This window comes from Burkholderia sp. Bp9143 (genome assembly GCF_003853645.1).
In the GTDB taxonomy this organism is placed as follows: Bacteria; Pseudomonadota; Gammaproteobacteria; order Burkholderiales; family Burkholderiaceae; genus Burkholderia.
Genome location: NZ_QTPO01000055.1, coordinates 14558 through 38241 on the forward strand (window position 1 = coordinate 14558; position 23684 = coordinate 38241).

Genomic DNA, 23684 nt, shown 5'->3' on the forward strand with positions numbered 1-23684 from the left:
ACGCAATCGCGCGGCCCGGCCGGACCGCCGCGCTGCGATCGCGACCGCGTTACTTCTTCTTGCCCTTGTGCGCAGCGGCCTTCGGCGCCGCCTTCGTCGCGCGGGCCGCCGGCTTCGCGGCACCGTGCTTCGCGCCGCGCGACTTGCCACCGACGGACAGGCTCGCGCGCTCGATATGCGCGCCGGCGGTCGACGTCGCGATCCGTTCCGGACCCGGCTCGGCCGGCACCGCGCGGCCGACCGGCACGTGCAGCACGAGCGCCTGGCCCGGCATCGCGAGATCGCGATGCGTGCGGTTCCATGCCTTCAGCTGCGCGACCGACACGCCGTAGCGGCCGGCGATCGCCGCCATCGACTGCTTGCGGCGCACGCGGATCAGCATCTTGCGCGTGTCGGGGACGTCGGGCTCCATCGCGAGCACGCCGTTTTCCGCGACGTCCGCGCTGATGTCCTCGTCGTCGTCATCGCCGCGCGGCACGACGATCGTCGAGCCCGGCTTCAGGCGCATGCCGGCCGGAATCTTGTTGACCGACATCAGCGTATCGGCGTCCACGCCGATCTTCTCGGCGATCGCGGCCGGGCGCGCGCGCTCGCTGACCGTATAGGTGGTCCACGTCGACAACTGGCCGTTGTAGGCCTTCAGGTTCTTCTCGAACGCCGCCGCGTTGTCGAACGGCAGCAGGATCTGCGGCTCGGTCGCGCCGAGGATCACCGGCTTCGAGAACGACGGGTTCAGCGAGCGGAACTCGTCGAGCGAAAGGTTCGCGAGCTTCGCGGCCACCGCCACGTCGATGTCGCGCGACGTCGTGACCGTCACGAAGTACGGGTGGTTCGGGATGTCCGGCAGCGCCAGGCCGAACTGCTGCGGATTCGCGATGATGTTCTTCACCGCCTGCAGCTTCGGCACATAGTTGCGCGTCTCGTTCGGCATCCGCAGGCTCTGGTAGTCGGTCGGCAGGCCGGCCGCCTGGTTGCGCGCAATCGCGCGCTGCACGTTGCCCTCGCCCCAGTTGTACGCGGCCAGCGCCAGATACCAGTCGCCGAACATGTCATGCAGGCGCGACAGGTAGTCGAGCGCGGCGCTCGTCGACGCGAGCACGTCGCGGCGCTCGTCCTGCCACATGTTGCGCTTCAGGTTGTACGTGCGGCCCGTGCCCGGCATGAACTGCCACATGCCGGCCGCCTTCGCGACCGACAGCGCCTGCGGGTTGTACGCGGATTCGATGAACGGCAGCAGCGCGAGCTCGGTGGGCATGTGGCGCGCCTCGAGTTCCTCGACGATGTGATACAGGTACTTCTGCGAGCGCTCGGTCATGCGCTGCACGTAATCGGGACGTTGTGTGTACCAGGTCGTCTGCATGTCGACGAGGTCGCTCTGCAGGTCGGGCATCTGGAAGCCGCGACGGATGCGCCCCCAGAGATCGGAGTCTGCACTGGTCAGGTCGCCGACGGATTGCTTGTCGACGTCGACAGTTTCTTTGGCGGTGGCTGATTTACGGAGGTAGTTGGACGTCGCCTGCGAATCGGCGGCGTTGTTGGCGACAGGCGCCTGGCTCGCACAAGCGGCGAGCAGCAGGACCACCATCGCACTCAATATAAGTCGCATGAAAATCTCGGCTTCCGACGGCTGGAAATTGCTGGCGATACTACGGAAGTGCGTGCTTCACGTCAATAAAAACACCGAAAACTCAGTGAAATCCTACATTTGGAGCAATTTTTACAGATGCCACCTGAGGTTTGGAGTCCTCCGGAAATCGTCATCGGAACCGGTTTTTCCATTCGCGCATCAGCGCGAATGCCGCCAGACGATCCGGCACCGTTTCGTGCAGCTCCGCCTCGAGCGTCGCATGGATGGCCGAGCTGTCCGCCCGCATGAACGGGTTGACGGCGCGTTCGTGCGCGATCGTGGTGGGCAGCGTCGGCACGCCGCGTGCGCGCAGCGCCTGCGCGTCGTCGCGCCAGGCGGCGAGCGCCGCATTGCCCGGTTCGCACGCGAGCGCGAAGCGGATGTTCGACAGCGTGTATTCATGTGCGCAATGCACGCGGGTGTCGCCGGGCAGCGCCGCGAGCGCGTCGAGCGACGCGAGCATCTGCGCGGGCGTGCCTTCGAACAGGCGACCGCAGCCGCACGAGAACAACGTGTCGCCGCAGAATACGTGAGGGGTGGCGGTGCCCCGCCCGGCTGCCTGGAAATAGGCGATGTGGCCGCGCGTATGACCCGGCACGTCGAGCACGTCGAACGTGAGCGCCGGTGCGTCGAGCGTCACGCGATCGCCGCCCGCGAGCGGCCGCGTGACCACGCCGATCGCCTCGGCCGCCGGGCCGTAAACAACGAGCGGCACATCGTCCGGTTGGCCATCTCGCAGCGCCGCGACACCGCCGACGTGGTCGGCGTGATGGTGCGTGAGTAAAATAGCGGTCAACCGCCAGCCGCGTTCGGCAAGAACACGGCGTACCGGCGCGGCTTCACCCGGGTCGACGGCGATCGCATCGCGGCCGTCCGAGACGAGCCAGATATAGTTGTCTTCGAATGCCGGCACCGGCACGTATTCCAGCTCGTTCATGGGCGCGCAATCATCGTTATGTCCGATCCACAAATTATAGACTGGCCCGCCTGGACCGACTCGCCGCCCGGCCGCTACGTGCTGGGCTGGGAGCAGGCACAGCTCGACCGGATCGTGTCCGACGTATTCGGGTTTCACGCGCTGCAGCTCGGCCTGCCGCAGCTCGACGCGCTGCGCGAGAACCGCATGCCGTATCGCGGCCTCGTGCTCGATCCGGCGAGCGGCGCGAGCGCGCCCTACCAGTATCCGTGGGCGCGCGAGGCGCGCGCGCCCGAACATGCGCCGGCCGATCGCAGCACGACATGGTGCGACCTGCTCGACCTGCCGTTCGAGTCGCAGAGCGTCGACCTGATCGTGATGCCGCACACGCTCGAATTCACGTCCGACCCTCACCGCCTGCTGCGCGAGGCCGAACGCGTGCTGATGCCGGAAGGCCAGCTCGTGATCACCGGCTTCAATTCGCTGAGCCTGTGGGGGATGCGGCAGTCGTTCGGGCGCATGGCGAACCGCCCGTTCGTGCCGGCCGCGCGCGACCAGATCGCGTTCATCCGGCTCAAGGACTGGATCAAGCTGCTCGGCTTCGATCTCGAGCGCGGCCGCTTCGGCTGCTACCGGCCGCCGCTCGTCACCGACAAATGGCTTGCCCGCTACGGCTTCATGGAGGCCGCCGGCGACCGCTGGTGGCCGATCTTCGGCGCCGTCTACATGGTCACGGCCGTCAAGCGCGTGCGCGGCATGCGCCTCGTCGGCCCGATCAAGATGAAGAAGCCCGTGCTCGCGCCGGGCCTGACGCCGGCGGCCACCCCGACCACCCATCAAGAACACTCATGACCACCGACACCATCGACATCTATACCGACGGCGCCTGCAAGGGCAACCCCGGCCCCGGCGGCTGGGGCGCACTGCTGCGCTACGGCGACCGCGAAAAGGAGCTGTTCGGCGGCGAGCCCAACACGACCAACAACCGCATGGAACTGATGGGCGTGATCGCCGCGCTCGAGGCGCTGAAGCGGCCGTGCCGCGTGATCGTCCATACCGACTCGCAATACGTGCAGAAAGGCATCAGCGAGTGGATCCACGGCTGGAAGAAGAAAGGCTGGATCACCGCATCGAAAACCCCGGTGAAGAACGCCGACCTGTGGAAGCGGCTCGACGCGCTCGTCGCGCAGCACGAGGTCGAGTGGCGCTGGGTGAAGGGCCACGCGGGCCATCCCGAAAACGAACGCGCGGACGCGCTCGCGAATCGCGGCGTCGAATCGCTTCCGGCCTGAACGCCGGCCGCCCTCCTGTCTTTCCCGATTTATCCGACATGCGCCAGATCATTCTCGATACCGAAACCACCGGCCTGAACCCCCGCACGGGCGACCGCCTGATCGAAATCGGCTGCGTCGAGCTGCTGAACCGGCGGCTCACCGGCAACAACCTGCACATCTACGTGAACCCCGAGCGCGACAGCGATCCGGGCGCACTGGCCGTGCACGGCCTCACGACCGAATTCCTGAGCGACAAGCCGAAGTTCGCGGAAGTCGTCGACCAGATCCGCGACTTCGTGAAGGACGCCGAGCTGATCATCCACAACGCGCCGTTCGACCTCGGGTTCCTCGACGCCGAGTTCGCAAGGCTCGACCTGCCGCCGTTCACCGAGCATTGCGGCGGCGTGATCGACACGCTCGTGCAGGCCAAGCAGATGTTCCCCGGCAAGCGCAACTCGCTCGACGCGCTGTGCGACCGGTTCGGCATCAGTAACGCGCACCGCACGCTGCACGGCGCACTGCTCGACTCGGAGCTGCTCGCCGAGGTCTATCTCGCGATGACGCGCGGCCAGGACAGCCTCGTGATCGACATGCTCGACGACGCAGGCGCCGACGGCGGCGCGGCGAACGGCCAGCGCGTGTCGCTCGCGTCGCTCGACCTGCCGGTGCTCGCGGCGAGCGACGACGAGCTCGCCGCGCACCAGACCCAGCTCGACGAACTCGACAAGTCGGTCAAGGGCACCTGCGTGTGGCGCAAGTCCGCCGACGCGGACACCGCCGAAGCCGCCTGACGCGGCATTTCACACGCCACGCCTGCAGCCGCGCTCGCTTACACGCGCGGCTGCAGCGCGATGACGGCCATCCCGCCGAGCGCGAGCGCCGCGCCCATCACATCCCAGCGGGTCAGCGCGATGCCGTCGACCACCCGCAGCCAGATCAGCGCCACCGCGATATACACGCCGCCGTACGCCGCATACGTGCGCCCCGCCGCGCTCGGGTGCAGCGTCAGCAGCCACGCGAACAATGCGAGCGACAGCGCGGCCGGCACCAGCAGCCACCCGGGCCGCCCGCCCTTCAGCACGAGCCACGGCAGGTAGCAGCCGACGATCTCGGCCAGCGCAGTGACGGCGAACAGCGCCGCAATCCTGATCAATTCGGTCATCCGGTTCCTCGCAGATTCGGCCCCCGCCCGGCGGGCCGCGCGACCCCGCCGCGCGCCGCCGATCATACCGGAGCCGGCCCCGCCGGAACCGCCGCCAGACGAGGGATTCCGGGCAATTTGCACGATCGTCTGTCATCGTGCTATCATGTCGCCTGTTTCAACATTCAATCTCTGTCTATTCGATTTCGGAAGACGTCCATCCGCGCATTGCGGACCGGTGCTTCGACCGAAATTGCATCCACAGGAAAGCCCGCCCGACAGGCCCGCTTTTCTCGTTTCGTTGCCCCTCCGGGGCGCTTGCCGGAACGCCGGACCCCGTCCGCACCGGCATCTGCCGCTCGCATCACGCGGCCCATTCTTCATGAGCGCACCGTCGCGACGGCCCATCGGGCCCGCGTCGAAGCAGTCCCTTACGGCCCCTTGCCGCCTTCTGTGCAGTAAGCGCTTAATGGCCTGCCCCGACGCGTAGCACGCGACATCGCGCTCGCCGGCAAACCGTGTCGGACGGCTCGCCCGTTCCGGCGCAGTCAAAGGAGTGCATGACCTTGACCGCAACACACGTCAGCCCGACCGCTGCTTCTTCCTCCACGTCGTCCGGCGAGGCCCCTCTCGCCGCGGAGGACATTACCGTCGTCGACCAGAGCCTGCTCAAGCGCGCCGTCAGCGCGATGGCCATCGGCAATGCGATGGAATGGTTCGACTTCGGCGTCTACAGCTACATCGCCGTCACGCTCGGCAAGGTGTTCTTCCCGTCCAGCAGCCCGTCCGCCCAGCTGCTCGCGACCTTCGGCACCTTCGCCGCCGCGTTCCTCGTGCGCCCGCTCGGCGGCATGGTGTTCGGCCCGCTCGGCGACCGCATCGGCCGCCAGCGAGTGCTCGCCGCCACGATGATCATGATGGCCGTCGGCACCTTCGCGATCGGCCTGATCCCCGACTACGCGTCGATCGGCATCATGGCGCCCATTCTGCTGCTCGTCGCCCGCCTCGTGCAGGGCTTCTCGACCGGCGGCGAATACGGCGGCGCCGCCACCTTCATCGCCGAGTTCTCGACCGACAAGCGCCGCGGCTTCATGGGCAGCTTCCTCGAGTTCGGCACGCTGATCGGCTATGTGATGGGCGCCGGCGTCGTCGCGCTGCTCACCGCGTCGCTGTCGCAGGAATCGCTGCTGTCGTGGGGCTGGCGTGTGCCGTTCCTGATCGCCGGCCCGCTCGGCCTGATCGGCCTGTACATTCGGATGAAGCTCGAGGAAACGCCGGCGTTCAAGCGCCAGGCCGAAGAACGCGAAGCGCAGGACAAGGCCGTGCCGAAGGCGCGCTTCCGCGAAACGCTGATGCGCAACTGGCGCGCGCTGCTGCTCTGCGTCGGCCTCGTGCTGATCTTCAACGTGACCGACTACATGGTGCTGTCGTACCTGCCGAGCTTCATGTCGTCGACGCTGCACTTCGACGAGTCGCACAGCCTCGTGCTGGTGCTGATCGTGATGGTGCTGATGATGCCGCTGACGCTGGCCGCAGGCCGCCTGTCGGACAGGATCGGCCGCAAGCCCGTGATGCTGGCCGGCTGCGTCGGCCTGCTGGTGCTGTCGATCCCGTCGATGATGCTGATCCATGCGGGCACTACAGCGTCGGTGTTCAGCGGCCTCTTGATCCTCGGCGTGCTGCTGTCGTGCTTCACCGGCGTGATGCCGTCGGCGCTGCCGGCGCTGTTCCCGACCGAGATCCGCTACGGCGCGCTCGCGATCGGCTTCAACGTGTCGGTGTCGCTGTTCGGCGGCACGACGCCGCTCGTCACCGCGTGGCTCGTCGACGCGACCCACAACCTGATGATGCCCGCGTACTACATGATGGGCGCCGCCGTGATCGGCATCGTGTCGGTCGTCGCACTCGCCGAAACCGCGCGCCAGCCGCTCAAGGGTTCGCCGCCGGCCGTCGCGTCGCGCCGCGAGGCACACCAGCTGGTGCGCCAGTTGCGCGAGGACGACGACTCGCAGATCTACAACGTCGTGTCGACCGCGCGTGCCTGAGCGTCGCCCATGAAAAACCCCGGCAAAAGCCGGGGCCCGATCGAATCCGAACCGCCCGACCGGCTTGCCGCCGGCCGGGTTTTTTTATGCGTGCGCTTCGCAGTGGCGGCAGAAGATCAGCGCACGCGAACGCGACACGGCAGCTTGCGCGCCGCGCGCGGCGACAATCAGGCCGACCTGGCCGAGATTGAAATCGCGCTCGACCATCAGCTGCGTCAGCGCGGCAAGCGGCAACACGACGGACGGGTGGTACAGGCTCGATTCGATCAGCGCTCTCATCATCGGCTCCATCAGGCAATGCATATTCGATGGAGTGGATTCTAGGGATCGGCCGCATCCGGATAAACAGCACGAATGCGAAGTCACTTGTTGGCAGCGGTGAACAATCGGCCGCGCCTTGCCGGGCGGGCCCGAGCGGGTGGCAAGCAGCGGCGCGGGAACGCGAACGGATCGACACGAGGGGGTCTCGGAAGCCGCGCCGACGAAAACGGCCGGCCGGGCGTCCGACTACCGCCGGCCGGACCGATGCGCGCGGGATGCTGGCACCGGCCCCCGCGAGGTCTGACGGGTCGACCCGGCCTGCCGAAGCAGCCGGCGCCGGCTTCAGTCGAGCGGCGTCTCGACAAACGCCGGCAGCGCTTCCGCGCGCGCCGAGTGCGCGGCGAGCGCCGGATAACGGGCCGGATCGATTCGTGCGAGCGCCGGGTAATCGGCGGTCATGAACTGCGTGAAGCGCCATGCGACGGCGACGCTCACGTCGGACTGCAGCAGGCGCGCGCCGCCGAGCCAGCCGTTCGCGGCCGCGACGAGCGGTTCGAGTTCGCCATACGCCGCCTCGAGCTGGCTCAGCACGCGCTCGAGCCACGGCGCGTGCTGCTTGTCGGCCGGCCGCAGCGCCTGCTCGTACACGACCTGCACCGTCTTCTCGGCCGCCGCCAGCGCGAAACCGACCGGCACGAGCGCGCGCAACCGCGCATCGGCGGCGTCGGGAAGCAGGCGCCGCTCCGGCGTGACGAGATGGTCGAGGTAGTCGACGATCAGCGACGAATCGATCAGCGTCGCACCGCCGTCGGTCACGAGCGTCGGCGCCTTCACGACCGGGTTGAAGGTCCGGAACCGGTCGAACTGACGGAACACCGAGATCGACTCGTGTTCGAACGGCAGGTCGAGCAGCTTCGCCGAAATGGCGACACGGCGCACGAACGGGGAATCCAGCATGCCGATCAGCTTCATCGCAAACGCTCCGCTTGAGGGAATGGGACCGACGACTGTAGCAGCGCCGTCCGTCGCCGCCTAGCGCCGCGCGTGCTTGATGCGCGTCCCCCGGTCACGTATCGGACACCCGCTGCGCGGCCAGAGTGACCATAATGCAGATTCACGCCCCCTCCGCCCCAAGGTTTGCCATGTGGTATGCCGTCGTCGAGCAGCAGCGGGAATGGATGCGCGCCTGGCGCGCGGCGACGCGTCACGCGTTCGACGTGTGGCCCGTCGCGACGCTGCCGAACGCCGCGTCGTCGTGCTACGACGACCTGTTCGAGCCGCTGTTCGGGCCGGCCGCCGGGCCGCCGCGCTTCGAGATCCGGCGCCCGGCCGTCGACGAGCGGATCGTCGCGCGCACGCCGTTCTGCCAGCTGCGGCGCTTTGCGCGCGGCGATGCGCGGCGCCTGGTGCTGTTGTGCGCACCGCTCGCGGGGCATGCGGCGGTGATGATGCGGGAGACCGTCGAGGCGCTGCTCGCCGACGGCGACGTGTGCGTGACCGACTGGGTCAATGCGCGCGACGTCCCGCTCGCGGCAGGCCGCTTCGGCCTCGACGAGTACGTGGCGACGCTCGACGGCTTCGTCGACGCGCTCACGCAAGACGACCGGCCGCTGCACGTCGTCGCCGTGTGCCAGGCGACCGTTCCCGCGCTCGGCGCCCTCGCGCTGCGCGCCGCGCGCGGCCTTGCGCCGCCCGCAAGCGTCACGCTGATCGGCGGGCCGCTCGACGCGCGCGTCAACCCGAGCACGCTCGGCACCACCGCCGCGTCCCGTTCGCTCGTGTGGTGCCGCCGCCACCTGATCGACATCGTGCCGCCCTGCTTCCCCGGCCGGGGCCGCCACGTGTTCCCGACCTATCTTCAGCAAGGCGAGATCGCGCTGCTGTATCCGCAACGCTTCCTGACGCTGATCGAGGACTACGCGCGCGCCGCGTCGCAGTTCGACCTGACGGCGCTGACGGACGCGCGGCGCGCGCTGCGCGAATACACGGCGCTGCTCGACATGCCGGCCGAATACTTCCTGGATACCGTCGATGTCGTGTTCCAGCGAATGTGCCTCGCGAACGGCACGTGGGACGTCGGCGGCCAGCGCGTCGAGCCGGCCGCGCTGCGCGGCGTCGCGCTGATGACGGTCGAAGGCGCTTGCGACGCCGTCACCGGCGCCGGCCAGACGCACGCGGCACTCGACATGTGCCGCGGCCTCGCGGCCGGCGAGCGTCAGCGTCTCGATATCGACGATTGCGACCACTACGGGCTGTTCACGGGCGCGCGCTGGCGCGGCGACGTCCATCCGGCGCTGCAGCGCGTATTCGCGCAGGCCGAAGCCGATCGCCCGGGATCGCGCCGGCGCCGGATCAGGCGGACGTGATGTCGTCGTCCGGCGCGCGGGCCGCATCGAGCAGCGCACGCACCTCGTCGTCCGTGGTCTGGTCGAAACGCGCGTAGAACTGGCTGATCCCGAAGAACGACAGCGGCTGCAACACCGTCACGAACGCGTCGGCCAGGTCGTCGAACGCATGCCGGGCATCGGCCGGCGCGACGGGAGCGGCGGCCACGATGCGCGCGGGATGGCGCTCGCGCAGCGCCTGCAGCGCGACACGCATCGACGCGCCGGTCGCCACGCCGTCGTCGACGACGATCGTGATGCGGCCGTCGACCGGCAGCGGCGGCCGTGCGCCGCGATACAGCATGTCGCGGCGATGCAGTTCGGCGGTCTCGCGCACGATCACGTCGGCCAGTTGGGCATCGGACACGCCCATCGCGCGGATCGCCGAGTGCTGCAGGTGCATCGCCCCGCCGGTCGCGATCGCGCCGATCGCAAATTCGGGATCGGACGGCATGCTGAGCTTGCGCACGACCAGCACGTCGAGCGGCGCGCGCAGCGCCTGCGCGATCTGGAATGCGACCGGCACGCCGCCGCGCGGCAGCGCGAGCACGACGACGTCGCGACGCCCCGCATAGTCGTGCAGCGCGTGCGCAAGCTGGCGGCCTGCGTCGGCGCGATCGGCAAAACACTCGGTCACGATCGGCTCCCTGCCGTTGCGCCGGATGCGCGACACCCGCGCCGGCGCCTGTCCAACGAGCATGGTTCATCGGGCGCGCCGATGCAAGCGGGGTCAAACCGGCGTGCGCGGCATGCGGATTGCGTCAGCGAAAAGGATGGGAGGCGTTCGCCCGGACGGGCCGCCGTTCGGCGGTCAGAGCCCGCCGGCCTGCCGGTACAGCCGCCAGAATGACTGCGCGTACGACTGCGCGAGTTCCGGCGCGCGCTGGAACACGTTGACCGTTTCCGCGTGCGCGGCCGCATCGTCGGACAGCGTCGTCAGCGCGACGCTGTCGTCGACGATCACGAAGCGCGGCGCGGGATCGCCGTGTCGCGAATCGATCGCGACGTCGATGCCGGCCGATTTCAGATAGCCCGCGCCGCTGTACTTGCCCGCACGCGACGAACGCACCAGCACGACCCGCACTTCGATCCCGCGCGAGCGCGCCTCGCGTAGCGCCGCCGCGACCGCGGGCGGCACATACGCGTAGCCGGCCAGCAGCACGCGGCGCTGCGCCTGCCCGATCAGGTCGACGGTCGCGTCGGCCGCCGCATTGTCATACGAAAAGTACGTGCCGACCGATGCGGCATCGGACGGAATCGGGCTGGCGTGGGCGGTCGCCGCGCAGCAAAGCGCGGCGACGAGGAAGGCGGCTGGTCTCATGGCGGGCGCCATTGTAGCGACGCCAATTCGCGTGACAAGGGCCTGCTGCGGCGCTGCTGCGCCGGCGCAACACCCGGCGCGGACCGACCGGCCGGGAGGCGGGTTTTGAAGCGGATTTGAAGCGGATTTGAAGCGGTTCCGACGCGTGATCCGGCCGCTTGCGTGCCGCCGGTCAGCCGCCCGCGACGCGCGCGAGCCAGCTCGCGATCCCGTCGACGGAACGGAAATCCGCGACGCTGCGCGCCGGCAGCGCCGGATACGCGCCGCCCGCCATCTCGGCCAGTGCGCGGCCCGGGCCGAGTTCGAGAAACGCGGTCGCGCCGGCCTCGACGCACGCGGCCAGGCAGGCCGCCCACTCGACCGGCTCCGCGATCTGGCGCGCGAGCTTGTCGAGCCCCGCGTCGACATCGAGCACCGACGCGCCATCGATCCCCGAAAACAGTCGCGTGCCGGGCAGCGGCCGGCGCACGTTCACGGCGGCCAGCGACGCGCGAAACGCGGGCACCGCCGACGCGAGCCGGCGCGTGTGCGACGCGATCCGCACGCACACGGGCGCGACGCGCAGCGCACCGTCGCGTGCCGCGTCGTCGGCGACCGCGGCGACGTCGGCCTGCCGCCCGGCCACCACGAATGCGTCGCCGGGATTGGCGATCGCGATCGCCGCATCGCGGCCGTCGCACAGTTGCGCGAGCCGCGCACGCGTCAGCCCGCGCACGAACGCCATGCGTTCATCGCCGCCGCTCGCGGCATCCATGGCGCGCGCGCGTGCATCGGCCAGATCCAGCGCGTCGTGCGGATCGATCATCCCCGCGACGCTCCACGACGCGACTTCGCCGACGCTGTACCCCGCGACACAACGACGCCGCGGCCAAACCGCTTCGAGCAACGCGGTCGCCGCGAGCGCCTGCAGCGTGCAGAGGATCTGCGCGGCGCGGTTCTCGCGCAGCGCATCCGGTTCGGCGTGCCGCACCCAGTCGCGCGGATCGTCGCCGAGGAGCCGGCCGGCGTGCGCGAACAGCGCGTCGGCCTGGGGCACCGCGCCGGTCAGCTCGAACATGTCCGCACGCTGCGCGCCTTGCCCCGAACACAGGATCGCCAGCGTCATCGCCCCTCCTCGTCCGCTTCGTCCACCTCGAGCGCATCGACGAACACGCTCATCGCCAGCAGGTCGGCCGCGCCGCCCGGGCTCAGCCGGCGGGCGACGAACGCACGGTGCGCGGCGGCCGCGCGCAATCGCCAGTCGCGAGCGCGGATGCCGCCGCGAGCGACGAATGCGCGTGCCGTGGCCCGCGCGAAATCGAGGCCGGCCTGCCCGCCCCGGTGCAGCAGATTCGTATCGTCGAGCGCGGCGATCAGCGCGAAGCAGGCGTCGACGCGCGCGGACTCCGGATCGTCGGGCACGCTGTGCCGCGCGCGGCGCAGCGCCGGCACCCCGACGCGGTACACGGTCGTGAAGCCATCGGCCGCCTCGCGACGCGCGCCGCCGACGCCGTAGCGGCGGCTCGCGCGCTCGCCGTGACTGTCGGGCAACCGCGGACCGCCGAGGATCTCGGTGCCCCAGCGGTGCGCGACGAACGCGCCGAGCGTCATCGTGCGTGCCGCCGTGCCGGGCACCGTGCGGCGGCCGGCGGCCGCGCACAGCAGCCCGAGCCCGAAGATCGCGCCGCGATGCGTGTTGACGCCGCCGGTCGCCGCGAGCATCGCATGTTCCGCGCGCAGCCCGATCTTGCGCAGCGCGGCCATGTCCGCGTCGCGCGCGCCGGCATCGGCGAGCTCCGCGAAGTACGGCCGCAGCACGGCCGCGCTGCGCGCGAACGTCATGGCGTCCATGTCCGCATGGCTGCCCGTGTCGACGTGACTGACGAGGCCCGGCTTCGGATACGTGTCGATTTCGAGCACGAGGCTCCGCTCGGCGAGTTCGGCGATGCGCTCGGCGTCGGACGGTGCCGTCGCGCGGCAGGCGGCCCAGACACTCATCGCGCGCCTCCGGTGAATGCGTCCGCGGACATCAATTCGACGGCGGTCGCCGTCTTGACCGCGACTTCAGGCAGCCGCGCATGCAGTTCGCGCCAATTCGCGCCCGCGCCGTCGTCGCGCAGCAGTTCGCCGTCGATGCGCATCGGCGCGCGCGCGTCGAGTGCCGCTAGGCCGTCGAGCAGCGCGGCGAGCGATGCGGCGTCCGGCAACGGAAACACGATGTCGAGATCGGAGGATGCGCTCAGGTAGCGCTCGCCGGTCAGCGCCTGCCACGCGAGGCTGCCGAATACGCGACCCTGCACGCCGCAGCGCGCGCCGAGCGCATCGAGCTCACGCAGCATCTCGTGCCATGCGTCGGGTGCGGCAGCGAGCACGTCGGCGAGCGTGGGCAGCGGGCCAACCGACGCGAGCGCGTCGGCCGCGACGTTCAGTGCAATGCGCCGCTTGCCCGCGGAAGGCGGCAGCGGCAAGCCGAGCGGCACGCGCCCCGCATCGGCCTCGTCGGGCGATGCGCGGCGCACGATCAGCGGCCAGCCGTGCGCCGCCCACGCCTGCACGAGCGGATCGGCCGCCAGCGCGGGATCGCGCGCGCATGCCGCGCCCCACCCGGCCGCCGTCAGCGTGACGAGCGTGTGGCGGCGCAGCGGCGTGTCAGCGTGCGGCACGCGCGAGTGCTTCGACGCGCCGCGCGACGTCGGCCGCGACCGGCCGGCCGCGCGCCGCACGACCGTCGCTGCGATCGGCCGGCTTGCCAAGCCATTCGCCGACCTGCGCGTCGAGCGCGCGGGCCGGATCGAGCACGGCGTCGACGGCGCCCATCTTCACGAGGTTGTCGAGCCCCGGCGCGAACACCGGCGTCGAGCGCGCCATCTCCTTCAGCACGTCGATCGGCAGCTTCGTCACGCGCGACATCGACGGCAGGTCCATCACCTCCGGCTCCGCGCCCGGCACCGCGAGCAGCGTGCGCGTCGCGAGCGCGGTCGCGATGAACGCGCCCGCGGCCGTATGGCCGTACAGCAGGCCGATCGTCCGGTGCCCGGCGAGCGCCGCGTGCATCAGGCATTTCGCGAGATGCGACAAGCCTTCGTTCAGGCCGAGCAGTTCGTCGCGCTTGCTCATCCGCTGGCTGTCGCTGTCGACCAGCACGAGAATCGGCGTGTCGCCGCCGCGCTCGATCGTGTCGAGCACGTGCGACGCGAGCGTCACCGCTTCGTCGATGCCGAACGGCAGACGATCCGCGACGCCGATCACGTCGACGCGCGTGCCGGTCAGATCGGCGTGGCCCGTCAGCAGACTACCGGTTCGCGTGATCGAATGGCCTTTCGGGAACAGCGAGTTCAGAACTTCATCGAGCGTCATGCTGCCTCCCGCCGGGCCGCCCCAAGGAGCGTAGCGGGGAATTCGCGGAGCATCGCTCCGCGCCCGCGCAGCCGGCCGGCTTTGCAAAGCCGGCCGTGGACGGCAGGCGCCCCCTCGGGGAGCACCGTGCATGGGACCGGAGTAAGCGCGGAAGCGCTAACTCCGGTCGACAGCGAACGAAGTGAGCGTGGGGGTCGTTTCATTTCTGCTCCTGTAGCTGGTCGGCGAGCTTCGCGAATGCTTCGTCGGGCATGCCGGGGATCGCTTCCGGCGTATCGGCACCGAGCGCACGCCACACGTCGAGCGCATCCCTGCATGCACCGAACCGTTCGACGCGCGCCTCGAGACGCGCCTGCTCCGCGCGCAGCATCGCCGCATCGAACTTCGGCGCACGGCCGATCAGTTCGAGCGCGGCTGCGCGAAACGCGTCGGGCGTGTCGGCCACGTAGCGATCGGCACCGCCGATGAGCCGGCGATGCTTGCCGCCCATCGTGCGCCAGATCAGCGCACGGTCCTTCGCATCGAATTCCTCGACGCCGCGATTGGTCTCGATCACCTCGGGCCCCGACACGCTGATGCGCCCCTGCTCGGACACCGCGAGCGCCGAGCAGCACGCGGCGAGCAGGCCGCCGCCGCCGTAGCAGCCCGCGCGCCCGCCGATCAGCCCGATCACCGGCACGCCGGCCGCGCGCGCCTCGACGAGCGCACGCATGATCTCGGCGATCGCGAGTTCGCCCGCATTCGCTTCCTGCAGCCGCACGCCGCCCGTATCGAACAGGATCAGCACCGGCGTACCGAGTTCGCGCGCCGCACGCAGCAGCCCCGTGAGCTTCGCACCGTGCACTTCGCCGAACGCGCCGCCCATGAAGCGGCCTTCCTGTGCGGCGACGAACACCGGCTTGCCGTCGAGCCGGCCGTGGCCGACCACCATCCCGTCGTCGAACTGCTGCGGCAGGTCGAACAGCGGCAGATGCGGGCTCGTCACGCGTTCGCCCGGCCCGAGAAATTCCGTGAAGCTGCCCGCGTCGAGCAGCCCGTCGACGCGCTGGCGCGCCGACGCTTCGTACCAGCTCGCGCCGTTCGCGACGAACGCGGGTGCGTCGTGGATCACGTCGGTCATCATGCGTCCCCCTCGATCGTGCGCACGGCCTGCGCGAGCCGCAGCGACACCATGTCGGGCCGCGCGCCGCCGTCGTTGATCGACAGCTTCAGGCCGCCCGGCGCGCGCCGTTCGACGAAGTCCGACACGACGGCCTGCCACACCGCGCCGAAACCGACCGCCGCGGTGCGGATGTCGATCTCGCATTCGTTGCCCGGCAGCACGCGCTCGACGAGCACCTCGAGATTGCCGGACGCGACCACGCCGACGAGCGCCGTGGCCCGTTCGCCCTGCGCGCGTGCACGCGCGGTGAAGCGATAGTTCAACTGTTCCATGCCCTCTTCCTCACCAGTTGCGGAACCGGGCCGGCGGCGCATACAGGCCGCCCGACCAGTGCACGAGATCCTTGATCGAGCGCGCGGCAAGCCAGCGGCGATCGGCGTCGAGCGGATCGATGCCGAGATCCTCCGGGCGGCGGATCACGCCGCGCTCGCGCAGCCGCTCGACCATCCCGCGGTCGCGGCCGCGGCCGACTTCCGTATAGCCGGCCACGCCGCGGATCGCGTGCTCGCGTTCGTCCTTGTCGCGGCACATCAGCAGGTTCGCGATCCCTTCCTCGGTGACGATGTGCGTGACGTCGTCGCCGTAGACCATGATCGGCGCGAGGTCGAGCTGCAGCTTGTCGGCGAGCTTCAGCGCATCGAGCTTCTCGACGAACATCGGCACGTTCTTGTCGCCGAACGTCTCGCCGATCTGCACGACCAGCTTGCGGCCGCGCCGCAGCGCCGCCGGCGTGTCGGGGTCGGCTTCCGCGCCGGCCTTCAGCCACGGCTCGCTCGGGTGACGCCGGCCGCGCGCGTCGCTGCCCATGTTCGGCGCGCCGCCGAAACCGGCGATCCGCTCGGCCGTGACCGTCGACGAATGGCCGGACAGGTCGATCTGCAGCGTCGAGCCGATGAACATGTCGCACGCATAGAGGCCAGCGGTCTGGCAGAACGCGCGGTTCGAGCGCAGCGACCCGTCGGGGCCCGTAAACCACACGTCGGAGCGCGCACGGATGTAGTCGTCCATCCCGACTTCGGAGCCGAAGCAGTGGATCTGCTCGACCCAGCCCGATTCGATCGCGGGAATCAGCGTCGGGTGCGGATTGAGCGCCCAGTGCGTGCAGACCTTGCCCTTCAGCCCGAGCTTCGCGCCGTAGGTCGGCAGCAGCAGCTCGATCGCGGCCGTGTTGAAGCCGATCCCGTGGTTCAGGCGCTTGATCCCGTACGGTTCGTAGATGCCCTTGATCGCGAGCATCGCGGTCAGGATCTGCGTTTCGGTGATCGCTGCCGGGTCGCGCGTGAACAGCGGCTCGACGTAGAACGGCCGGCCGGCCTCGACGACGAAATGCACACGATCGCCCGGAATGTCGACGCGCGGCACCTTGTCGACGATGCGGTCGACCTGCGCGATCACGATGCCGTCCTTGAACGCGGTGGCCTCGACGACGGTCGGCGTGTCTTCCGTGTTCGGGCCGGTGTACAGGTTGCCGTCGGCGTCGGCGCTGACCGCCGCGATCAGCGCGACCTGCGGCGTGAGGTCGATGAAGTAGCGCGCGAACAGTTCGAGATAGGTGTGCACCGCGCCGAGCGCGATCTTGCCGCCGAACAGCAGCTTCGCGATCCGCTGCGACTGCGGGCCCGAATACGCGAAGTCGAGACGCTTCGCGATCCCGCGCTCGAACACGTCGAGATGCTCGGGCAGCACGACGCCCGACTGCACCATGTGCAGGTCGTGGATCTTCGCGCTGTCGACGTCGGCGAGCGCGGTCGCGAGCAGGTCGGCCTGCTTCTGGTTGTCGCCTTCGAGGCACACGCGGTCGCCGGGCCGCAGCACCGCTTCGAGCAACGCGACGGTGTCGCGCGCATCGACCCGCTTGCCCTGCGCGTACGCCGCGCCGGCCGCGAGGCGTGCATCGCGCGCCTGCCGCGCGTGATTCCATCCCGTCATGAACAGTTCTCCCGCTTCGATGGTTCAGCGGCATTCTAAGCCTGGCACCGCCGCCGATTGATGATGTTGACGAATGCGACTCAGAGGACGCCGCGATGGATGCGGCCCGCCCGAGCGCGGGCCGCCCGGATCGCACGCGGCGGCTATGCGCCGACCAGCGCGCGCGTCGTGAAGAACAGCACCGACGGGCCGAGCAGGCAGCCGACGCCGGTATGGAACGTCGCGACCAGCGCACCGTACGGCACGAGCCGGCGGTCGGTCGCGGCGAGGCCCGCGCTCACGCCGCTGACCGTGCCGGCCAGGCCGCCGAAGATCATCGCGGAGCGCGGCGTCTTCAGGCCCATGAAGTCGGCCGCGACCGGCGTGCCGACCATCACGATGATCGCCTTCACGAGCCCCGTCGCGATGCTGAGCGCGATCACGTCGGAGCTCGCGCCGATCGCCGCGCCCGTGACCGGCCCGACGATGTAGGTGACGGCGCCCGCGCCGATGGTCGTCATGCTGACCGCATCGGTATAGCCGAACGCGCGCGCGATGCACGCGCCGACGATGAACGGCAGCACGGTGCCGAGCAGCAGCGACACGACGCCGACGAGGCCGGCCTTGCGCGCCTCGGTCGGCTGCACTTCGAACGCGGTCGCGACGATCGCGAAATCGCGCAGCATCGCGCCGCCCATCAGGCCGACGCCCGCGAACAGCGGCACGTCGGCGATCCCCTTCTCGCCGCCGGTGAACGCACCGCCGGCATACGCGAGCGCGAGGCCGATCACGATCGCGATCGCGGAGCCGTGCACGCGGCCGAAGGTAAGCTTGCGCGACGCGATCGACGACAACCACATGATCAGGCCGACCAGCGCGAACGACGCGACGAGCCCGTTGTGGGCGACGGTTTTTTCGAGCATCTGCAGCATGGTGGCCTCCGTTACTGTTCTTCGAATTGCGGCACGCCCGCGAAGGCCGTGTCGTCGCGCCCCGTGCGCACGAGCACCGCGATGCAGCATGCACAGATCGCGACCGCGCCGACGGCGGCAAGCAGTGCGACCGGCCCGCCCTTCAGCGCGGCGACGACGTTCTGGTTCGCGGCCATCGCGACGACGACCGGGATGTACATCGCGCCCCAGAAACCGACGCCGGCCTCGGTCTCCTTCGGCAACCAGCCGCGCCGGTGCAGCCACAGGCGCAGGCAGATCAGCAGCAGCATCGCGATGCCGACGCCGCCGACGTTGGTCTTCACGCCGATCGCGGCGCCCAGCAGGTCGCCGAGGAACAGTCCGGCCAGATGGCAGAACGCCAGCAGCGCGGTTCCGTAGATGATCATGAGTCGTCTCCAGTCTCTTCGTGACGGGCGCCTGACACCTGCGGGAGCCAGGCCCGCACGCCGATCCCGTGCGGACTGCCTGTCTCCCGCGGCGGTGCGCCGCGGCCCGGCGGCTCGTCGTGCGAGCGCGTTCTCGGGGGTCGATGGGATGATGCGGTTTCGGGCCGGACGCCGGATGGCTTAGACTGATTGATGCAGCCGGCGGCGCGACACGGGCTACGCGTCCGGGGCGCCCCGCTTGCATGGGCCGCACCAGGGCGTGATCCGATACTAGCGCCGCAAAATCCGGCCATTTATGAAGTTGTCGAAACCGATTCAGTGGATTTAGCAATGCGCCCCTTACCGCCCGAGTTGCTGCGCAGCTTCGTCGCCGTCGCCCAGTCCGGCAGCTTCACCGCCGCATCCGAGCGCGTGAGCCTGTCGCAGTCGACCGTCAGCCAGCACATCCGCCGCCTCGAGGAGCTGCTCGACCGGCCGCTGTTCGAGCGCGACACGCGCAACGTGCACCTGTCGCAGCACGGCGACGCGCTGTTCCGCTACGCGGTGCGCATCCTCGAACTGATGGACGAGGCCGTCACGTCGGTGTGCGGCCCGCCGCTGTCGGGCAAGGTGCGGCTCGCGATGTCGGAGGATTTCGCGTCCGCGCACCTGACGGCCGCGCTCGCGAGCTTCGTGCAACGCAATCCGGAAGTCGAACTCGCGATCTCGACCGGGCTGTCGGGCGACCTGTTCGATGCGCTCGACGAGGGCCGCCACGATCTTGTGTTCGCGAAGCGCGTCGCGGGCAGCCGGCGCGGCCGCGTGATCCGCAGCGAACCGCTGTACTGGTGCACCGGCCCCGATTCGCGGATCACCGGTCATGAGGCCGTGCTGCCGCTCGCGATGCATCCGGAGCCGAGCGTGTCGCGCCGCCGCGTGCTCGAATCGCTCGAGGCGGTCGGCCGCCCTTACCGGATCGCGGTCGTGAGCAGCAGCATCGCGGTGCTGCGCGCGGCCGCGAGCGCGGGGCTCGGCGTCAGCGCGTTCGCCGGCTATGTGATTCCGGCAGGGCTCGCGCGGCTCGACGCGGGGCTCCCCGAACTCGGCGAACTCGAATACGTGATCGACCGGCCGGCGGCTGCGTCGCGCTCGACGCTCGCACTCGAAGCGACGCTGATCGCGGCGGCGGCCGAGCTGTAGCGACAGCCGTCGCCATCACGCCGACGCCGCCCCGCTGCGGCGTTCGCGCACAACTGACAGTCGTGCCCGGAACGCGTCAGCGTCCGCGCAGTACCCGCTCGCGACAATGGGACCCATCGGAACGCACGGCAGTGTGTCGCGCGTCCGCTGTCCCGCCCCCTTGATCGGAGCACACCATGAACCTCTTGCGATTCGCCGTCGCAACCGCCGCAGCCGCGCTGCTGTCCCCCGCCTTTGCGCAAGCCGATGCCACGGCACCCACGCAGGGCCTGACGCGCGCGGAAGTCGTCGCCCAGTTGAAGCAGGCCTATCTCGACGGCGAGCTGCCGACCAACGACGGCAACTATCCGCCGAATGCCGCGACGCGCGCGCGCAATCGCGAACTGGTGCAGGCCGTGCAGCCCGCGTGGCTCGCGCAGACGCCGCAGGCACCGCAAACGGCCACGCAGCAATAGCCTTGTTACGGCCCTGCCGAAACGCGGCGCGGCGACGCGCTCAGGGCAGGAAGCTGCGGCGCCGCGCGTCGATCAGCTCGACGAGCAACCGGTCGCGCTCGGCCGCCAGTTCCTGCATCGAACGCTCGCCCTGGATCGCGCGCAGTTCGTCGTTCAGCTTGCGATCGACGGCCGGATCGAACGACGGCGTGCCGAGGTCGTCCCACCACGTCGTGATCGGCCCCGACAGATGTTCGAGGAAATGCGCGATCCCGCCGGCGCCGCCGCCGAGGTGATAGGTCAGGCACTGCCCCATCAGCCCCCAGCGCAACCCCGGGCCCCACGCGACCGCCTTGTCCGCATCGGCGACGCTCACCACGCCTTCGCCGACGAGGTGATACACCTCGCGAAACAGCGCGGCCGCGAGCCGGTTCGCGACGTGGCCGGTCATTTCCTTGTTGAGCACGATCGTCTGCTTGCCGAGTGCGTCGTAGAAATCCTTCACGCGCGCGATCACGCCCGGGTCGGTCGCGTCGCCGCCGACCAGCTCGACGAGCGGAATCAGGTGCGGCGGGTTGAACGGATGCGCGATCAGGCAGCGTTCCGGATGCTTGTCGCACGCGGTCTGGATCTCGGACATCTTCAGGCCCGACGAGCTCGACGCGATCGGCACGCGCGCGGGCAGCACGTCGTCCATCCGCCGGTACAGCGTGCGCTTCAGGTCGAGCCGCTCGGGGCCGTTCTCCTGCACGAAATCGACGCCGTCGAGCGCGCGCTCGAGATCCGCGTCGAACGACAGCCGCGCGGACAGTTCGGCGGCCCGCTCGCCGAGGAATGCAGCGAGCGCGTCGCGCAGTCGCGCATCGGCCTGCGGTGCGGGATCGGTCGCGACGACGTCGAAGCCCTTCGACAGATAGAAAGCCGCCCAGCTCGCGCCGATCACGCCGGCCCCGACGATCGCGATGCGTTGAATGTCCATGTCCGTACCGTCTCCGTGGTCTGTGGATAGCGCGACGATTGTCGCATCGATTCCCGTCACGACGCGTCGATGCAAGTTGCACTATCCCTCTTGAAAACCGCGGCGGCGGCCTCTAATTAACCGTTGCCAGGCAGTGCCCGTCATGCGCACTGCCCCCGTTTCGACTCAGCGGAAAACCGTGCGTCGCATCCGCCATCGGCGTCGCGTCGTCGCGTCTTTCGCGCTTCATGTTTCGGAGGATCTTCATGAGCGGCATCCATTACGGCCAGGACCTGTTCGACGAATTCGCCCGCGTGCAGCGGCAGATGGCGAGCCTGTTCGGCGAGCCCCCGACCGGCATCCGCGCGGTGCGGTCGAGCGCGTTCCCCGCGTTGAACGTCGGCGTGACCGACGACGCGATCGAGATCGTCGCGTTCGCCCCCGGCATGGCCGCCGCCGACTTCGACGTCTCGATCGACAAGGACCTGCTGACGATCAGCGGCGAGCGCAAGCCCGTGCCGCAGGACGCCGGCGACGACGTGCGCACCTATGCGCAAGAACGCTTTCACGGCACGTTCCGCCGGGTCGTCGAGCTGCCGCAGAACGCGGACGCCGACAACGTCAGCGCCCGCTATGAAAACGGCTGCCTGCTGATTCGCGTCGGCCGGCGCGAGGCATCGAAGCCGCGTGCGATCACCGTTCAGTAACCTTCAGGAGAACGACATGAATACGAGCCAGACCCTGACCGAACGCCAGGCCGGTGCCGCGCAGGCAGCCGCCGCCGAAGCCGCGCGCCGTCCCGCGCTCACGCCGGCCGTCGACATCGTCGAAGACAGGCAGCGCGTCACGCTGCGCGCCGACCTGCCGGGCGTGCCGCGCGAGAACCTCGACGTGAAGGTGCACGACAACACGCTGACGATCGAAGCCGACACGCACATCGACACGCCGGCCGACCTGCGCGTGCGTCATGCCGAAGTCCGCGCGCCGCGCTTCGTGCGCACGTTCGTGCTGAGCCCCGATCTCGACACGTCGCGGATCGATGCGAGCCTGCGCGACGGCGTGCTCACGTTGACGATTCCGCGCCGCGAGGAAACGCGTCCGCGCCGCATCGACGTGACGGCCGGCAACGCGTAACGCTGACACGTGTTCATCATGCGACGCGCATGACAAAGCCCCGCCAGGCATGACGCCTGGCGGGGCTTCTTTCATCGTGCCGCGCGGCGCGATACACGCGCCGTCATGCTTAATCGAAATCGAACAGGTCGAACACCGACTTCTTGCGACGCTGGCCGTCGTGCCGGTAACGGTCGTCGTGCGAGCGGCCGTCGCGCCCCCAGCCATCGTCGCGCCCGCGCTGCGGGTGCGCGTCGTGCCGCACGGGCGGTTCATCGCGGCGCGCCGGCGCATCGCCGGTTTCGCGCGCGATCAGTTTGTCGAGTTCGCCGCGGTCGAGCCACACGCCGCGGCACGTCGGACAGTAGTCGATCTCGATCGACTGGCGCTCGGCCATCAGCAGGTCGGGCGTCTTGCAGACCGGACATTTCATCGCGTTTCTCCTTTCGTTGAGAATTCCGAATCGAGGGCGGGCCTCGGCCCGCCCGCTTGCTCAATGACCTTCGACCCGCGCCGCGCGCTTCGCCTTCGCACGCCGCGCCAGCATGTTCATGCCCTCGACGAACGCCGAGAACGCCATCGCCGCGTAGATATAGCCCTTCGGCACGTGCGACCCGAAGCCTTCCGCGATCAGCGTCATGCCGATCACGACGAGGAACGACAACGCGAGCATCACGATGGTCGGGTTACGGTCGATGAAGCGTGCGAGCGGCTGCGCGGCGAACAGCATCACGCTCACCGCGACGATCACCGCGACGAACATGATCGGGATGTGCTCGGTCATGCCGATCGCGGTGACGATGCTGTCGATCGAGAACACGATGTCGAGCATCACGATCTGGCCGATCGCGGCCCACACCGTCAGGCCGGCCGCGCCGCCGGACCCACCCGCGCCGTCGCCGTCATGCGACACGTGGTGATGGATCTCGGTGGTCGCCTTCCACACGAGGAACAGGCCGCCCGACAGCAGGATCATGTCGCGCCACGAGAACGCGTGATCGAACAGCGTGAACACGGGTTCGGTAAGACTTGCAATCCATGCGACGCTGCCGAGCAGCGCGAGGCGCATCACGAGCGCGAGCGCGATGCCGAGGCGCTGTGTGCGGGCGCGCTGTGCCTCGGGCAGCTTGTTGCTGAGGATCGAGATGAAGATCAGGTTGTCGATGCCGAGCACGACTTCCATCACGACGAGCGTCAGGAGCGCGGCCCAGACGGCGGGGTCGGCGGCAAGCGTCAGCAGGTAGTCCATGAAAAAGGGCCGATTCGAATGTGGAAAGCCAGATGAT

The 23684-nt window shown here is 69.5% G+C and carries 28 protein-coding genes; 9 read left to right on the forward strand and 19 right to left on the reverse strand.

The annotated features are described in order from the left end of the window. Nucleotides 1-49: 49 nt before the first annotated feature. Together DIE23_RS31865 and gloB are read right to left on the reverse strand one after the other, a co-directional pair. A complete protein-coding gene (locus DIE23_RS31865; RefSeq protein WP_124615884.1) occupies nucleotides 50-1606 on the reverse strand; it encodes a transglycosylase SLT domain-containing protein in 1557 nt (518 codons plus the stop codon). Nucleotides 1607-1757: 151 nt separating this feature from the next. Then, the gene (gloB, locus tag DIE23_RS31870) at nucleotides 1758-2564 is read right to left on the reverse strand and encodes a hydroxyacylglutathione hydrolase (RefSeq protein WP_124615886.1); all 807 of its coding nucleotides are present in this window, start codon (nucleotides 2562-2564) and stop codon (nucleotides 1758-1760) included. A gap of 18 nt (nucleotides 2565-2582) precedes the next feature. Between gloB and DIE23_RS31875 the strand changes: the two genes are divergently transcribed. Genes DIE23_RS31875 through dnaQ form a run of 3 tightly spaced genes read left to right on the forward strand, consistent with a single transcriptional unit; the run spans nucleotide 2583 to nucleotide 4608 of the window. Further along, complete coding sequence (locus tag DIE23_RS31875; RefSeq protein WP_124615888.1) at nucleotides 2583-3395, forward strand: class I SAM-dependent methyltransferase; 813 nt, start codon at nucleotides 2583-2585, stop codon at nucleotides 3393-3395. Next, nucleotides 3392-3835 (forward strand): ribonuclease HI, encoded by a 444-nt coding sequence (gene rnhA / locus DIE23_RS31880; RefSeq protein WP_124615890.1) that lies wholly within the window; start codon nucleotides 3392-3394, stop codon nucleotides 3833-3835. The genes DIE23_RS31875 and rnhA overlap by 4 nt, the downstream gene beginning before the upstream one ends. Before the next feature lie 38 nt (nucleotides 3836-3873). Beyond that, nucleotides 3874-4608, forward strand: a complete 735-nt coding sequence (gene dnaQ / locus DIE23_RS31885; protein ID WP_124615892.1) for a DNA polymerase III subunit epsilon — start codon at nucleotides 3874-3876, stop codon at nucleotides 4606-4608. A gap of 38 nt (nucleotides 4609-4646) precedes the next feature. Here dnaQ and DIE23_RS31890 read toward each other — a convergent pair whose 3' ends face one another. Next, nucleotides 4647-4979 (reverse strand): YnfA family protein, encoded by a 333-nt coding sequence (locus tag DIE23_RS31890; protein ID WP_124615894.1) that lies wholly within the window; start codon nucleotides 4977-4979, stop codon nucleotides 4647-4649. A gap of 539 nt (nucleotides 4980-5518) precedes the next feature. Between DIE23_RS31890 and proP the strand changes: the two genes are divergently transcribed. Continuing rightward, on the forward strand, nucleotides 5519-7003 hold the full coding sequence (gene proP / locus DIE23_RS31900; protein ID WP_124615896.1) for a glycine betaine/L-proline transporter ProP: 1485 nt from the start codon (nucleotides 5519-5521) through the stop codon (nucleotides 7001-7003). Nucleotides 7004-7087: 84 nt separating this feature from the next. Here proP and DIE23_RS31905 read toward each other — a convergent pair whose 3' ends face one another. Together DIE23_RS31905 and DIE23_RS31910 are read right to left on the reverse strand one after the other, a co-directional pair. Further along, nucleotides 7088-7285 (reverse strand): hypothetical protein, encoded by a 198-nt coding sequence (locus DIE23_RS31905; RefSeq protein ID WP_044844954.1) that lies wholly within the window; start codon nucleotides 7283-7285, stop codon nucleotides 7088-7090. A 321-nt stretch (nucleotides 7286-7606) separates the two neighbouring features. After that, nucleotides 7607-8236: a glutathione S-transferase family protein gene (locus tag DIE23_RS31910; protein ID WP_124615898.1), complete on the reverse strand. Its 630-nt coding sequence runs from the start codon at nucleotides 8234-8236 to the stop codon at nucleotides 7607-7609. Nucleotides 8237-8406: 170 nt separating this feature from the next. Here DIE23_RS31910 and phaZ point away from each other — a divergent pair, with 170 nt between their 5' ends. Beyond that, complete coding sequence (gene phaZ / locus DIE23_RS31915) at nucleotides 8407-9630, forward strand: polyhydroxyalkanoate depolymerase (protein WP_124615900.1); 1224 nt, start codon at nucleotides 8407-8409, stop codon at nucleotides 9628-9630. On the opposite strand, the gene DIE23_RS31920 is transcribed toward phaZ, so the two are convergent. The 11 genes from DIE23_RS31920 to madL all read right to left on the reverse strand — a co-directional run bounded on the left by DIE23_RS31920 (nucleotide 9617) and on the right by madL (nucleotide 18714). Further along, on the reverse strand, nucleotides 9617-10285 hold the full coding sequence (locus DIE23_RS31920) for a phosphoribosyltransferase (RefSeq protein ID WP_124615966.1): 669 nt from the start codon (nucleotides 10283-10285) through the stop codon (nucleotides 9617-9619). The genes phaZ and DIE23_RS31920 overlap by 14 nt on opposite strands. A 174-nt stretch (nucleotides 10286-10459) precedes the next feature. After that, on the reverse strand, nucleotides 10460-10981 hold the full coding sequence (locus DIE23_RS31925; protein WP_124615902.1) for a phospholipase D-like domain-containing protein: 522 nt from the start codon (nucleotides 10979-10981) through the stop codon (nucleotides 10460-10462). A 160-nt stretch (nucleotides 10982-11141) separates the two neighbouring features. Next, nucleotides 11142-12074, reverse strand: coding sequence for a malonate decarboxylase subunit epsilon (gene mdcH, locus DIE23_RS31930; RefSeq protein WP_124615904.1), 933 nt, complete (start codon nucleotides 12072-12074; stop codon nucleotides 11142-11144). Beyond that, the gene (mdcB, locus tag DIE23_RS31935) at nucleotides 12071-12946 is read right to left on the reverse strand and encodes a triphosphoribosyl-dephospho-CoA synthase MdcB (protein ID WP_124615906.1); all 876 of its coding nucleotides are present in this window, start codon (nucleotides 12944-12946) and stop codon (nucleotides 12071-12073) included. The genes mdcH and mdcB overlap by 4 nt, the downstream gene beginning before the upstream one ends. Further along, complete coding sequence (gene mdcG / locus DIE23_RS31940) at nucleotides 12943-13611, reverse strand: malonate decarboxylase holo-[acyl-carrier-protein] synthase (protein ID WP_124615908.1); 669 nt, start codon at nucleotides 13609-13611, stop codon at nucleotides 12943-12945. The genes mdcB and mdcG overlap by 4 nt, the downstream gene beginning before the upstream one ends. Further along, nucleotides 13598-14305 carry a biotin-independent malonate decarboxylase subunit gamma gene (mdcE, locus tag DIE23_RS31945; protein WP_124615910.1) on the reverse strand — a complete coding sequence of 236 codons (708 nt, stop codon included), beginning with the start codon at nucleotides 14303-14305 and terminating at the stop codon, nucleotides 13598-13600. The genes mdcG and mdcE overlap by 14 nt, the downstream gene beginning before the upstream one ends. Nucleotides 14306-14504: 199 nt before the next feature. After that, entirely contained in the window at nucleotides 14505-15428 is a 924-nt protein-coding gene (locus DIE23_RS31950) for a biotin-independent malonate decarboxylase subunit beta (RefSeq protein ID WP_124615912.1), read from the reverse strand. After that, on the reverse strand, nucleotides 15425-15739 hold the full coding sequence (gene mdcC / locus DIE23_RS31955; protein WP_124615914.1) for a malonate decarboxylase acyl carrier protein: 315 nt from the start codon (nucleotides 15737-15739) through the stop codon (nucleotides 15425-15427). Before mdcC ends, DIE23_RS31950 begins: the two co-directional genes overlap by 4 nt. Nucleotides 15740-15749: 10 nt before the next feature. Next, nucleotides 15750-17396, reverse strand: coding sequence for a malonate decarboxylase subunit alpha (gene mdcA, locus DIE23_RS31960; RefSeq protein ID WP_124615916.1), 1647 nt, complete (start codon nucleotides 17394-17396; stop codon nucleotides 15750-15752). A gap of 143 nt (nucleotides 17397-17539) precedes the next feature. Beyond that, nucleotides 17540-18307 (reverse strand): malonate transporter subunit MadM, encoded by a 768-nt coding sequence (gene madM, locus DIE23_RS31965; protein ID WP_124615918.1) that lies wholly within the window; start codon nucleotides 18305-18307, stop codon nucleotides 17540-17542. A gap of 11 nt (nucleotides 18308-18318) precedes the next feature. Next, complete coding sequence (gene madL, locus DIE23_RS31970; RefSeq protein WP_040127076.1) at nucleotides 18319-18714, reverse strand: malonate transporter subunit MadL; 396 nt, start codon at nucleotides 18712-18714, stop codon at nucleotides 18319-18321. Nucleotides 18715-19044: 330 nt separating this feature from the next. Here madL and DIE23_RS31975 point away from each other — a divergent pair, with 330 nt between their 5' ends. Both DIE23_RS31975 and DIE23_RS31980 read left to right on the forward strand, forming a co-directional pair. Next, nucleotides 19045-19893 carry a LysR substrate-binding domain-containing protein gene (locus DIE23_RS31975; protein ID WP_039322076.1) on the forward strand — a complete coding sequence of 283 codons (849 nt, stop codon included), beginning with the start codon at nucleotides 19045-19047 and terminating at the stop codon, nucleotides 19891-19893. A 176-nt stretch (nucleotides 19894-20069) separates the two neighbouring features. Next, on the forward strand, nucleotides 20070-20348 hold the full coding sequence (locus DIE23_RS31980) for a DUF4148 domain-containing protein (protein WP_124615920.1): 279 nt from the start codon (nucleotides 20070-20072) through the stop codon (nucleotides 20346-20348). 40 nt (nucleotides 20349-20388) lie between these two features. On the opposite strand, the gene DIE23_RS31985 is transcribed toward DIE23_RS31980, so the two are convergent. Beyond that, nucleotides 20389-21306, reverse strand: a complete 918-nt coding sequence (locus DIE23_RS31985; RefSeq protein WP_124615922.1) for a 3-hydroxyacyl-CoA dehydrogenase NAD-binding domain-containing protein — start codon at nucleotides 21304-21306, stop codon at nucleotides 20389-20391. Between the two features lie 245 nt (nucleotides 21307-21551). On the opposite strand from DIE23_RS31985, the gene DIE23_RS31990 reads away from it, so the two are divergent. Then, on the forward strand, nucleotides 21552-21992 hold the full coding sequence (locus tag DIE23_RS31990) for an Hsp20/alpha crystallin family protein (protein WP_124615924.1): 441 nt from the start codon (nucleotides 21552-21554) through the stop codon (nucleotides 21990-21992). Nucleotides 21993-22008: 16 nt separating this feature from the next. Next, complete coding sequence (locus DIE23_RS31995; RefSeq protein ID WP_124615926.1) at nucleotides 22009-22419, forward strand: Hsp20/alpha crystallin family protein; 411 nt, start codon at nucleotides 22009-22011, stop codon at nucleotides 22417-22419. A 109-nt stretch (nucleotides 22420-22528) separates the two neighbouring features. Here the strand turns inward: DIE23_RS31995 and DIE23_RS32000 are convergent, their stop codons facing one another. Continuing rightward, nucleotides 22529-22831, reverse strand: coding sequence for a zf-TFIIB domain-containing protein (locus DIE23_RS32000; RefSeq protein ID WP_124615928.1), 303 nt, complete (start codon nucleotides 22829-22831; stop codon nucleotides 22529-22531). Nucleotides 22832-22891: 60 nt separating this feature from the next. Further along, entirely contained in the window at nucleotides 22892-23647 is a 756-nt protein-coding gene (locus DIE23_RS32005) for a TerC family protein (RefSeq protein WP_124615930.1), read from the reverse strand. Between the last annotated feature and the right edge of the window lie 37 nt (nucleotides 23648-23684).